Below are 12781 nucleotides of genomic sequence, written 5' to 3'. Positions count from 1 at the left end.
CTGTCAAATATTGACTTGATGACAGAAAACATTCATTTTCTTCGTCAAGCGCAACCGCCATGAGAGTCGTCCGTGAGCCAACCGATCAAGCAACGCCTGGAAAGCAGCCTGCAGAACGCCTCGGCGTCTGGGCGCAAGATCGCCACTTACATGCTGGGCAACCTGCATGAATTGCCTTTCCAGACCGCTGCCAGCATCGCCGAGAAACTTGGTATCAGCGAGTCCAGTGTCGGCCGCTTCTGCCGCGCACTGGGGTATGAGCACTTCAAGGCACTCAAACACGACCTCAAGAATGACCTGGGCGATGGCCCCTGGCTGGTCGGTGATCGCCTGCAAGAATTCCGCCAACAACGGCGCGAATCCGAAGAAGGTGCTTCGCGCAGCTTTGAACTGGAAGTTGCCGCGCTGGTGCGGGTTCATGAATACAGCCACACCCCGCTCTGGCACAGCGTTGCCCAACGCCTTTCTGAACGCCGGAAAATTTTCGTCGCCGGCTTTCAAACCGAGCGCGGCATCGCCCTGTGCATGGTGCACCTGTTGCAATACCTGCGTGACGGTGTGCACGCCGTCGACGGCAGCGCCGGGCACTTTGGCGACGTGCTGCTCAGCCAACCGGACGACTGCGCACTGGTGGTGTTCGAGGCACGCCGCTACTCACGTCATGCCCTGACCTTGTGTCGCAAGGCACAGGAAGCGGGCATCCCGGTAACACTGGTTACCGATACCTTCTGCGACTGGGCCGATGCCCACGCCGACGAAGTCTTTCGTATACCCACCGATTTCAATCTGTTCTGGGAGTCCACCGCGACCATGCTGTCGTGGGTACACCTGATGGTCAACGAGGTCTGCAAGAAGCTCGGACCGGATGTTGAAAAACGCTTGGAAGCCACTGCCGCTCTACACAACGAATTCGTTGGCTACACGTCAACGAGCAAACAATAGCCAGAGTGCAAAATACCAATCGAGGTACATGATGAAACGAGTCGTCCACCTTGCAAGCGCTTGCGTACTGATGCTCGCCGGAATCGGCGCCGCCCAGGCAGAAACCTTGAAAATCGCCACCGAAGGCGCTTACCCACCCTTCAACTATGTCGATTCGGATAACAAGCTGCACGGCTTCGACGTCGATATTGCCAATGCCCTGTGCGAACGCATGCAGGTGCAATGCACCTTGGTTGCCCAGGACTGGGAAGGCATCATCCCGGCACTGATGGCCAAGAAGTACGATGCCGTGGTTGCGTCGATGATCAACACGGAAGAGCGTCGCAAGAAAATCGCCTTCACCAACCACTACTACAAGACCCCCCTTTCGGTTGCCGTGGCCAAGGACAGCAAGATCACCGACGCACAGACCAACTTCAAGGGCTACACCGTGGGCGCACAGTCGTCCTCGACCCAGGCCATCTATGCCGAAGACGTCTATGGCAAGGCCGGTGCCGAGGTCAAGCTCTACCCTACCCTCGATGAAGCCAACGCCGACCTCGCTGCAGGCCGCCTGGATGGCGTGATTGCCGACAAATTTCCGCTGATGGAATGGCTGAACAAGTCCGGCAAGGACTGCTGCAAGTTCATAGGCGATGTCAAAGGCACCACCGCCGATGCCTCGATCGCCGTTCGCAAGGACGACGACGCCCTGCGCGAACGCCTGAACAAGGCGCTGGATGAGATCGTCGCCGACGGTACCTACCAGAAGATTTCCAGCCGCTACTTCGACTTCGATATCTACCAATAAGCCCCACATCCCTGCAGGAGCCGGCCTTGCCGACGCGATGCGCCAGCGGATATCGCGCTGACAACGCGTCGACGCCATCGCCGGCTCCTGCACGGTCAAAAAAGAGGGTTCGAGCATGATCGAACAACTGTCACTGCTGTCGTTTGCCAGCGGCGGCTGGGGCCAGGCATTACTGGCCGGTGCCGTGGTCACCATTACCCTGGCCTTGGCCTGCCTGCCCATTGGCTTGCCACTGGGGCTGGGCGTCGCCCTCGCCGCCCGCTCGCCAAAGCGTTTCCCAAGGGCTGCGGCTACCGTCTTCTCTACCGTATTCCGGGGCCTGCCAGAGCTGCTGACCCTGCTGATCATCTATTACGGCTGCCAGATTGCCGCACAGAAAATCCTTGCTGCCATGGGGTATGAAGGCGAAGTGTTGATCAACACGTTCCTCGCCGCGATGATCGCGTTCAGCTTCGTTTTCGCCGCCTTTTCCAGCGAGATCTGGCTGGCCGCCTTCAAGACCGTGCCCAAGGGCCAATACGAGGCATCAGCGGCTCTGGGCCTGAGCAAGACCACGACCTTTCGCAAAGTGGTGTTTCCGCAACTGGCACGTATCGCCTTGCCCGGCCTGTCGAACAACTGGCTGTCACTGCTCAAGGACACGTCGCTGGTCTCGACCATCTCCCTGGTCGACCTGATGCGCCAGACCAACCTGGCGGTCAGCGTGACCAAGGAGCCGATGTTCTTCTATGCCGTCGCCTGCTTTGGCTACCTGCTGTTCTCAGCCCTGTCGGGACGCGCCTTTAACGTTATCGAGCGGTATTTCAGCCGCCACCTGCGGAGCGCACGCCCATGACTTTCGACGATCTGCTACGGCTGTTCCTCGATCCCGAGCTGCTGGAGCGCTACGGCCCCCGCTTTGTCGATGGCCTGCTGGTGACCGCCAAACTGGTGGCAATCTCGTTCACCCTCGGCGCAATACTTGGCCTGCTGCTGGCCCTGGCGCGGCTGTCGAACAACCTGGTCGTGCAGCGTCTGAGCGCCGGCTACATCTACTTCTTCCGCGGCTCACCGCTGTTGGCTCAACTGTTCATGCTGTATTACGGCCTGAGCTCCTTCAAGGGCTTCTGGCAAGACGTCGGGCTCTGGTGGTTTTTCCGCGAGGCGTGGTACTGCACCCTGCTGGCCTTCACCCTGAACACCGCGGCCTACCAGGCCGAGATCTTCCGCGGCAGCCTGCTGGCCGTTGCCCCCGGGCAATACGAAGCCGCCAAGGCACTGAGCCTGAAGCGCTCGACCACCTTTTTCAAAGTCATCCTGCCCCAATCACTGATCGTCGCCGTCGGCCCACTGGGCAACGAATTGATCCTGATGATCAAGGCCAGCGCCATTGCTTCGCTGGTGACCATCTATGACCTGATGGGCATCACCAAACTGGCCTTCTCGCGCAGTTTCGACTTCCAGATCTACCTCTGGGCTGCAGTGCTCTACCTGCTGATCGTCGAGATCGTGCGACGCAGCCTTAAACACATCGAAGGCCGTCTGGGCCGTCACCTGCGCTAAACCGTGCAGCCTTTCGAGGACCGTTCCATGCAATGCCAAACCATCGTTCTGGGCGCCGGTATCGTCGGCGTCAGCACCGCCCTGCACCTGCAGGCCCGTGGACGCAAGGTGATCCTGATCGACCGCGCCGAGCCGGGCAGCGGCACCAGCCACGGCAACGCCGGGCTGATCGAGCGCTCCAGCGTGATCCCCTACGCTTTCCCGCGCGAGCTTTCCCGCTTGTTGCGCTACAGCCTGAATCGCCAGCCTGATGTGCGCTACAGCCTGCGCTACCTGCCCAAGGCGGGTCCCTGGCTGCTCAAGTACTGGCAAAATTCATCGCCCGCAGGCATCGCCGTGGCCACCCGCGCCATGCTGCCACTGGTGGAGCGCTGCGTAGAGGAACACGACGCGCTGATCGAGGCTGCCGAGCTCGGCGACCTGATCAAGGCCAAGGGCTGGATCGAGGTGTACCGCAATGCCGACGCCTTTGCCACTGCACAGGAAGAGGCCCATGCACTCAAGCCCTACGGCCTGCGCTACGAGATCCTCGACCGCCAGCAACTGCACACACGCGAAGTCGACCTCAGCGAAAACGTTGTCGGTGGCATCCACTGGCTCGACCCCAAGACCGTCAGCGACCCCGGTGGCCTGACGCGCGGCTATGCCGCGCTGTTCGTCAAACGCGGGGGCCAGTTCATTCATGGCGATGCCCGCACACTGCGCCAGGTCGCTGGCGACTGGCAAGTCGACAGCCGTCAGGGCCCCGTCAGCGCAGCCGAAGTGGTCGTCGCCCTCGGCCCACAAGCCGCCGACCTGTTCAAACCCTTGGGCTACAACATTCCGTTGGAGATCAAGCGGGGTTACCACGCCCATTACCGACCACGCGCCGGCGCCGAACTGACGCACTCGATCTGCGACGTACAGGGTGGTTTCGTCCTGGCCCCCATGGTCAAGGGAATCCGCCTGACCACCGGCATCGAATTCGCCGCCAGCGATGCGCCGGCCAATCAAATCCAGCTGGAGCGTTGTGAGGCCATCGCACGCAAGCTGTTCCCCCTCGGCGAACGCATCGAAGCCGAGCCATGGCTGGGGCGCCGCCCATGCCTGCCGGACATGCGCCCGGTCATAGGCCCGGCAGCGCATCACAAAGGCCTGTGGTTCAACTTCGGGCACGCTCACCATGGCCTGACCCTGGGGCCGGTCAGCGGTCGGCTGTTAGCTGAAATGATGACCGGCGCCAAGCCTTTCACCGACCCTGCGCCTTACAGCGCACAGCGCTTCAACTGACTTCGGGAGAACAATAATAATGCCCAGCCCCCTGAGCCTTGCCACCACCCGCCCCATCGCCCAACCCGACCCACGCAAGGTCGTGGTGACCATTGAGGGCCTGAACAAGTACTACGGCGCCTACCATGTACTGCACGATATCGACCTGCAGGTACGCGAGGGCGAGCGTATCGTACTCTGCGGGCCTTCCGGTTCGGGCAAGTCGACACTGATCCGCTGTATCAACCGCCTGGAGATCGCCGAGAAAGGCACGATCCGGGTCAATGACACTGACCTCGCCGAAACCAGTCGCCAGGCGGCCCAGGTGCGCAGCGAGATCGGCATGGTGTTCCAGCACTTCAACCTGTTTCCCCACATGAGCGTACTCGACAACTGCACCCTGGCGCCCATGAGCGTGCGCGGCCTGTCACGTCAGGAAGCCGAGGAACGCGCGCGCTTCTACCTGAACAAGGTGGGTATCGAAAGCCAGGCAGGCAAGTACCCCAGCCAGCTCTCTGGCGGGCAACAGCAGCGCGTGGCAATCGCACGGGCACTGTGCATGAAACCGAAAATCATGTTGTTCGACGAACCCACCTCGGCACTCGATCCGGAAATGGTCGCCGAAGTGCTGGACGTGCTGGTCCGGCTGGCCGACACCGGCATGACCATGCTGTGCGTCACCCACGAAATGGGGTTCGCCCGCCAGGTGGCAGAACGCGTGCTGTTCCTCGATGGCGGCCAGATCATCGAGGACAGCCCTCCCGAGGCATTTTTCAACAACCCACAAAGCTCACGGGCCAAAGGGTTCCTCGCGCAGATCCTGCACTGAGCCAAGGGCCTTGAGCGCCTCCGTCTCGCCAAGGCCCATACTCCCGCAGCGCACGCGCCAAAACGTTAAATATAATGAACTATAAAAAATACAAAATATCTTTATATTTCAATAGCATACCTAATAGATCCGCAGAATTAGTAGCTTACTAAGCAATAATTTTACACAAAGCTGTTTGACATATTTAACGGCGCTGGCAAGCTATGTAACAGGTTTCGACTGGAATCAGGCCATTGCGTGCCTTCCGGCAGTGCTCGGAACCTCAGGTAGCATCAGGCTGAATCGATGCGCCTGCACAACAATGACAGGCTGCGCCTGTCCAAAGGTGACATATGCCCAACAGCAACATTGGCAATAAGAATCAGACTCTCCGCAAGCCCGTCGTTCTCATGACCATGGGTGCCCAGGAGCGCAAGGGCCACGACTACCAGGTCATGACCCACAAGTACATCGTTCCACTGGTCGAGCTGGCCGGTTGCGTACCGGTACTGGTACCGACCTGCTGCGGTGCCGACGACCTTGAGCAATACCTGAACATGGCCGACGGTGTTTACCTGACCGGTGCTGGCAGCAACATCGACCCAAGCCTTTACGGCCAGGACAACCATACCCCCGGCAAAGCTCAGGACAAGGACCGTGACCTGTTCGACATCCCGTTGGTGCATGCAGCGATTGCCCGCGGCCTGCCGATCTTCGGTATTTGCCGTGGCATGCAGGAAATCAACGTAGCGCTGGGTGGCGATATCTACCAGAAAGTCTACGCAGAACCTGGCTTCAACGACCACCGGGAAAACCCGGAAGATCCGGTGGACATCCAGTACCAGGCCGTACATGGCGTACGCCTGGCACCGAAAAGCTGGTTGCGTGACCTGCTGCAAACCGATGAGATTCGCGTCAACTCACTGCATGGCCAGGGCCTGAAAACCCTTGGTAAAGGCCTTGAGCCTATCGCCCACGCCGAAGATGGCCTGGTCGAAGCTGTCCATGCCCCGAGCCTGTCGCCGTTCCTCTTCGCCGTGCAGTGGCACCCGGAGTGGCAAGCAGCGCAGAACCCCGACTCGGTCAAAATGTTCCAGGCCTTCGGCGATGCCTGCCGCCAACGCGTGCGCCTTGCGCTAAAAAAGCCTGAAATCGCAGCTTGAGTGCTGCACCGATCACCCGCAAGGCCGGCGCCATACGAGGAGCCAGCCTTGCGGGTGATAACCACACCCCACGAAACACCTCACCCGCCTTTACACCTTCACACCCCATCCGAAAAACCAACGCTTTGCATACGTAATATTCATGCTTGAACTAGTATTTTCAGCATCAAGCAGCCTGTATGGAGGGTTGGACGGGGCCGTGACGGCGCAGAAAAACCGCTCCCTTACCTGGGTTCACCACCGTTGCGCGCATTAAGCGCCCCCTCATCAGGTGTTATGCCGTTTTCCCGACCGAGCCTTGGCGATGACAAGTACGCCTGAGGCGCCATCGAATTCATCGTGGAAGCGCCCTCGTGAAACCTTACCCTATCCACTGTGTGTCGATTGTCATACCGGTCTACAACGAACAACAGAGCCTGCCGGAACTGTTGCGACGCACTCAAGCCGCATGCGCGCAGCAGCCCCATGACTTTGAGATTGTGCTGGTGGACGATGGCAGCCGTGACAACTCTGCGCAGATACTCCAAGAGGCAGCGGAACGAGACGACAGCCCTATCGTCGCCGTCATACTCAATCGAAACTACGGTCAGCACGCAGCGATCATGGCCGGTTTTGAACAGTGCAAAGGCGATGTGGTCATTACCCTCGACGCTGACCTGCAAAACCCGCCCGAGGCAATTCCGCGGCTGGTCACCCTTGCTGAACAGGGTTACGACGTAATCGGCACCGTGCGCAGCAATCGCCAGGATTCTGCCTGGCGCCGTTGGCCTTCAAAGCTGATCAACCTGGCCGTCAAGCGTTCCACCGGCGTTGCCATGACCGATTATGGCTGCATGCTTCGGGCATACCGACGGACTATCGTCGACACGATGCTGGCCTGCCGCGAGCGCAGCACGTTTATCCCGATTCTGGCCAATAGCTTTGCCCGCTATACGACCGAGGTACCGGTAGACCATGCCGAACGCGTGCATGGCGATTCAAAGTACAGCCCGATGCGCCTGATCAACCTGATGTTCGATTTGATCACCTGCATGACCACAACCCCCTTGCGGCTGCTGAGCATCATTGGCTTCAGCATGGCATTGCTGGGCGCGCTGTTTGCAGTGCTGTTGATCGTCTTGCGCCTGATGTTCGGTGCCCACTGGGCTGGCCAGGGCACCTTCGTATTGTTCGCAGTGCTGTTCGTGTTCACCGGCGGGCAATTCATCGGCATGGGCCTGCTCGGCGAGTACCTGGGTCGAATGTACAGCGATGTCAGAGCACGCCCGCGTTTTTTCATCGAAAAAATCGTGCGCAGCTCAACCGAAGTGGCCGCCGAACGTCTGGATGTCTCTGCCTCGCCCCACTTGAGCAAGGCAGTTCGATGAGTACGGCAGGTACACTCAACCTGCATGGCTCGCTACTGCCACGTTATCGCAGCCGGTCAATGCTGCCGAAAGACCCAGGATTTCAGAGGAAAAAGGCTACGCTCAAATCAGCCAGCAAATACGCCAAACCAATACGCTGCGCCCTGACTAGCTGGGAGGGAACATGAGGCCTGACGAATGCAATGTCACGGGCAAAGCCCTGACGCCCGATGCCGCGCAGAGAATCCAGCGACTTGCGGTCTTGGCGAGGGAACTCTGGCTAATTCCTATTCTGTTGCTCGCAACAGTGGTTCGTATCTATGGCTCAACCGCTTCCGCGATCTGGTGCGATGAAGGTTCCAGCTTGCTGATGAGCCAGTATTCACCCTCACTCATTTGGCTTCACAGCGCCCATGATGTGCACCCCCCACTCTACTTTCTTCTTTTGCATACCTGGATAGACGTCTTCGGAAACGGCATTTTTTCCATCAGGTTCATGAGTGTACTGACCGGCTTGGGGACCGTTGCCCTGGGTGTCTGGCTGGTCTCCTTGATTGCAACACGTCGAGCAGCCGTCCTTGCTGGAGTTTTACTGGCAATGCTGCCAATTGCCGTGCGCTACAGCCAGGAAGTGCGCATGTACTCGCTTATGGGATTCTGGTTACTGGGCGCAACCATCGCCCTGGTCTATTGGGTAAAAAACCCAGCGCGTCACCGCTACCTTGTCATTTACGCATTGTTAATGACCGCCAGTTTTTACACGCACTATTTCACCGCCCTCTGCGTGCTTTCTCACTGGACCTATCTGTTGATGATTCGCGGGGAAAAAAACCGCCTCATCGTTCGGCCGGCATGGTGGCTGGCCAACAGTGCGATCGTCTTGATGTACACCCCCTGGATTCCAGGCCTGATTGACCTGATGCAACATACCGAGCAGCTCAAGGCAGGCGGTGACGTAGGCTGGATACCGCCGGTTACCGGCTATTCACTTCCGTCGACAATCTGGCAGTTCTTAAACCTTACGGACGGCCTGGAACTGAACAGAGCGATCTACTTCTCGCTTCCAGTGGCGCTGGCATTGATCGCTGGCGTTGTATGCCGGCGCGATCAAGGGCCTCATAAACTTCACGTCCTGCTGGTGATCTATACGTTCCTTCCGTTGATCGTAGTGTTTCTTGTCTCATGGGCAATGCCGCTTCTGGTCGAGCGCTACTTGATGTTCTCGGCACTGGGTTTGCCACTGATCATGGCAATCGTTATTGACCATGTGGAGCGCCATTCCCGCTACACCGCAATGGCGGCGCTGGCACTGCTTCTGCTCGTAGAACTGGGCGGTTTGAAAACCAACTACCAAACCGATGACGAACAGTTCGACACGCTGGTGAGTTACGTCAACGAGCACTATGTCGCAAATGACCGAATTGTGGTCAGCGACCTGTTCTGGTATTTCGGCTACCGCTATTACAACACGACCGGTGCGCTGCCTCTGCTCTATACACCGCCACAGGCCAATGGTGCCTCGGGACGGCCAGGCGACTATGGATTTGGCACACTGGTCAACGGCGATGCTGAAAAGATCTACCTCGACAACCTCGAACAGCTGGGCACAAGTACGAGCAGAGTATGGCTGGTCAGCAGTAGCGAGCCGCCAGATGATTTCGCCCCCATCCCCGGCAACTGGACAAACGTAAGCACGCGCAACGTCGGCGATACTCAAGTACGTCTTTACACCGTTCACGCGCCATCGCAGGCCCGTCTGGCGCACACGAAAGGCGAACAGGGCACGAAACAGATCGACTGAGCAACCGTACAAGGGGCCTGGCGGTTGCCGGCCCCTTGAAGGTCTGTCGCAAACGCCTTAGTAGTAGGCGTTCTCTTTCTGTGAATGGTCGGTGACGTCACGTACGCCCTTGAGCTCAGGAATACGCTCAAGCAGGGTACGCTCGATACCTTCCTTCAAGGTCACGTCGGCCTGACCGCAGCCTTGGCAACCACCACCGAACTGCAGCACGGCAATGCCATCATCAACCACCTCGATCAAGCTGACCTGGCCGCCGTGACTGGCAAGCCCAGGGTTGATCTCGGTTTGCAGGTAATAGTTGATGCGCTCGTTGATCGGGCTGTCGGCATTGACCATTGGCACCTTGGCATTCGGGGCCTTGATGGTCAGTTGACCACCCATGCGGTCAGTCGCATAGTCAACCAGTGCATCCTCAAGGAACGGCTCGCTGACGGCGTCGATCCAGGCGGTGAAGCTCTTCAGGCCCAGGGCGGTATCTTCGGCCTTCTCTTCGCCCGGTTTGCAGTAGGCGATGCAGGTCTCGGCGTACTGGGTGCCCGGCTGGGTAATGAAGATGCGTATGCCGATGCCTGCGGTGTTCTGCTTGGACAGCAGGTCAGCCAGGTAATCATGCGCAGCATCGGTAATCGTTATGGCACTCATTGAAGTGGTTTCCTCACAGACTTGGCCGCAGTTTACGCCAACCTGACGCGCGAACAAAGTCCCAGTATTTTTGTCGGGAAACAAAAGCCGCCTCAGGCTTCTTGAGCGGGTAACCCAAGCGCCGGAGGCGGCCCCGTAGCGGTACGAACAATCGCCTTTAAAGGTTTTCGTAGCGATTCATGTCCAACACACCGGCCTCTACAGGCTCGGTTTCCTTGATGTAAGTGCTCAGGTCATGGAAGTACTGCCAGAACTGCGGATGACTGCGGCGTACGCCCCAGCGCATGACAATGCGCTCGAATTTGGCGGTATCGTCACGGGCCGCTTCCATGTCCTCGACAAACTCCGGTACATCGCTGGCCGGAACATTGAACATGAAGTTCGGGTAGCTGCTCATCACCCCAGGGTAGATGGTCAGGGTGTCCAGCCCCAATTGGTACCGCGAGACCTCACCCAACATGAAGGCAACGTTGCTGTGGGCATGGTTGCGCAGCATGGAGTACACCTGCCGCTTGCCGCTCGCGCCTTCGATACGCAGCATGGTCGCTTCCGGCAACTGGTTGATCACCTTCAGCCCTGCTGCCGGACGCGAAGCCAGGCGGCTCAGTGACTGCTCGACATCGCGGAACTCTTCCGTCATCTGCGGCCGCGAGCAATAGGCACCATGGCAGCGATTGATCGGGTCGGGGGCTGCGTTGAGGCTACCGGTTCGCTCGATCAGCTTGAGGCCAAAGTCACGTTTCGGGTCACGCTTGTCCAGCTTCAGGGCACTCGGGGTACTGGTGTCGATTTCCTCATAGTCCAGCCACATCTTCACCTTGCCGCCGTTCTGGTACCAGTCGCTGAGGATGGCGCCCCGCTTGTTGGCCGGCATCAGACGCAGGAAGTTGACCTCGGCACCGTTGCGGATCAGGTCGAAATACAGGCGGGTCTGAGCCTGATGCGACACGTTGCCGAACACATCGAAGTTCACTGCCAACTGATAGTAAGTACGCTCGAACAGCGGGTAGTCGAACAGCCATAGGGTCAGCGGCACATCGCCGATCAGGCCCTTGGTGACCGAGGCACTGTCAAAGTGACGGAAGATGGTCAGCAAGGCGTTGTCGTTACCCGCCCACAGGCTTGACCAGCTTGGCGCCGGCATGTCGGCATAGGCTTCACGGCGCAGGCTTTCATATTCGTTCCGCTTGTCACGGTAGGTATGCCAGAGGGTCAGAATGCTGCCAACATCGTCAATCTGCCCGGGCATTGCCAGCAATGGCGTGGCTTCAGCGCGGTACTTGGCATCCGTCAGGTAGCGATCATGGGCCGGTTCCTGGAACAGCGCCCAGAAGTGGTCACGAATGACGTCCGTGGCGATCTGGCCACGGCACACCGGGCCGCGGATGAAGGTGCGGACGAAATACTCGGCGTTATCCAGCATGAACTGATAGCGCGCTACCGCCGGGATCGCCTCGAACGTCTCGAACGGGTTGGCACGGTGGCGCGGACCATAGCCCGGCAGCGCAGCCGCGTGCCAGTCGCCGCTGTAGAACAGTTGCTTGACTCGTTTGAGCTTCTGCGGCCCCATCGGGTAGGTGATGTGAGTCTTGTGCACGATAACGCCCTGTACGGGCATCAGCCGGTAATAGAAATCGGTGCCCGGCGGATCGTTGGGTCGACGTGTGGCAATCAGGTCAATGGGCTGACCACTGGGTGTACGGGAGCGTACCCACTGGAAGAAGTGCCCCGGCTCACCGCCGACAAAGTAGATATGCGCCAGGAACAGGTGTTCATACAGCCACCGGCCTACCAGCGCTTCGGTCGAACCCGGGCTGTTGAGCAGCGCCTCCCATTCCTGAATCTGTGCCGCTTCCTTGGCGCTAGGCTGGATCGGGTTGTGCTCGACTGGCGCACCCGCCGCCAACCAACGCTGCAGCGTCTGGTACTGGGCATCGGTCAGGCCGGTGACTGCCAGCGGCATGCCCTCTCGGGGATGTGCCTTGGCATACGCATCGAACTCGCCGGGCAGCGGGCAGATGTTTTCCCGATTCAAGCCCAGCACGATGTCTTCAGGCAGCTTGGCATTTGGCGTCAACGGGGTTGAATGCCCCAGCGCCAGCATCCGCGCCATCAGCGCGGCCTGGCTACCCTGGTTATCCAACACCGAGTGGAAGCCCTTGCGCCGCCAGGCATCGACACCCTGGGCGTCGTAGAACAGCCGGGTCGGGGGTACCGCCTTGGTGCGGTTACCCTCATAGACCGGGACTTTCGAGGCGCCGCGTTCGGCACCTTCGGCACTTTCCAGCTTGAGCTGACAGGCAGCATCGTTGCAGGCATGGCAGGCAACGCATTTCTCAGTGAAGATGGGTTGAATGTCCCGGGTATAGGAAATAGCCGGACTGGATTGAGGCGCTTGCCCCAACGCCATGCCACTGATCAGCAGCGCGACGGCCCCGGCAAGTAAACGATGCACCATGTGCCAATTGTCCTGGAAATTAAAAGCTTCACGATTCTACC

Annotated in this window: 11 protein-coding genes; 9 read left to right on the top strand and 2 right to left on the bottom strand. The window is 59.1% G+C overall.

Going from position 1 to position 12781, the window contains the following annotated elements; all coding sequences use genetic code 11:
• Positions 1–72 precede the first annotated feature (72 nt).
• From IE038_RS04775 to IE038_RS04735, 9 genes are all read left to right on the top strand, one after another.
• Positions 73–942: a MurR/RpiR family transcriptional regulator gene (locus IE038_RS04775; protein ID WP_189395230.1), complete on the top strand. Its 870-nt coding sequence runs from the start codon at positions 73–75 to the stop codon at positions 940–942.
• A 31-nt stretch (positions 943–973) separates the two neighbouring features.
• On the top strand, positions 974–1732 hold the full coding sequence (locus IE038_RS04770) for a transporter substrate-binding domain-containing protein (protein ID WP_163939862.1): 759 nt from the start codon (positions 974–976) through the stop codon (positions 1730–1732).
• A 115-nt stretch (positions 1733–1847) separates the two neighbouring features.
• The gene (locus tag IE038_RS04765) at positions 1848–2567 is read left to right on the top strand and encodes an ABC transporter permease (protein ID WP_163939861.1); all 720 of its coding nucleotides are present in this window, start codon (positions 1848–1850) and stop codon (positions 2565–2567) included.
• Positions 2564–3274: an ABC transporter permease gene (locus IE038_RS04760; protein WP_163939860.1), complete on the top strand. Its 711-nt coding sequence runs from the start codon at positions 2564–2566 to the stop codon at positions 3272–3274. The genes IE038_RS04765 and IE038_RS04760 overlap by 4 nt, the downstream gene beginning before the upstream one ends.
• A gap of 27 nt (positions 3275–3301) precedes the next feature.
• Entirely contained in the window at positions 3302–4543 is a 1242-nt protein-coding gene (locus IE038_RS04755) for an NAD(P)/FAD-dependent oxidoreductase (RefSeq protein WP_189395229.1), read from the top strand.
• Positions 4544–4562: 19 nt separating this feature from the next.
• Positions 4563–5351: an amino acid ABC transporter ATP-binding protein gene (locus tag IE038_RS04750; RefSeq protein WP_163936963.1), complete on the top strand. Its 789-nt coding sequence runs from the start codon at positions 4563–4565 to the stop codon at positions 5349–5351.
• Positions 5352–5683: 332 nt separating this feature from the next.
• Entirely contained in the window at positions 5684–6493 is an 810-nt protein-coding gene (locus tag IE038_RS04745; RefSeq protein ID WP_163936966.1) for a gamma-glutamyl-gamma-aminobutyrate hydrolase family protein, read from the top strand.
• Between the two features lie 353 nt (positions 6494–6846).
• A complete protein-coding gene (gene arnC / locus IE038_RS04740; RefSeq protein ID WP_189395228.1) occupies positions 6847–7860 on the top strand; it encodes an undecaprenyl-phosphate 4-deoxy-4-formamido-L-arabinose transferase in 1014 nt (337 codons plus the stop codon).
• Positions 7861–8023: 163 nt separating this feature from the next.
• Positions 8024–9640: a glycosyltransferase family 39 protein gene (locus IE038_RS04735; RefSeq protein ID WP_189395227.1), complete on the top strand. Its 1617-nt coding sequence runs from the start codon at positions 8024–8026 to the stop codon at positions 9638–9640.
• Between the two features lie 57 nt (positions 9641–9697).
• Here the strand turns inward: IE038_RS04735 and nfuA are convergent, their stop codons facing one another.
• Positions 9698–10282: a Fe-S biogenesis protein NfuA gene (gene nfuA, locus IE038_RS04730; protein WP_163936969.1), complete on the bottom strand. Its 585-nt coding sequence runs from the start codon at positions 10280–10282 to the stop codon at positions 9698–9700.
• 157 nt (positions 10283–10439) lie between these two features.
• Positions 10440–12740, bottom strand: coding sequence for a fatty acid cis/trans isomerase (locus tag IE038_RS04725; RefSeq protein WP_163936971.1), 2301 nt, complete (start codon positions 12738–12740; stop codon positions 10440–10442).
• Positions 12741–12781: the final 41 nt, after the last annotated feature.

Source organism: Pseudomonas laurentiana, from assembly GCF_014648275.1.
Classification (GTDB): Bacteria; Pseudomonadota; Gammaproteobacteria; order Pseudomonadales; family Pseudomonadaceae; genus Aquipseudomonas; species Aquipseudomonas laurentiana.
The sequence above is the reverse complement of the archived record's forward strand: the minus strand, read 5'-3'. Positions and strand labels throughout refer to the sequence as shown.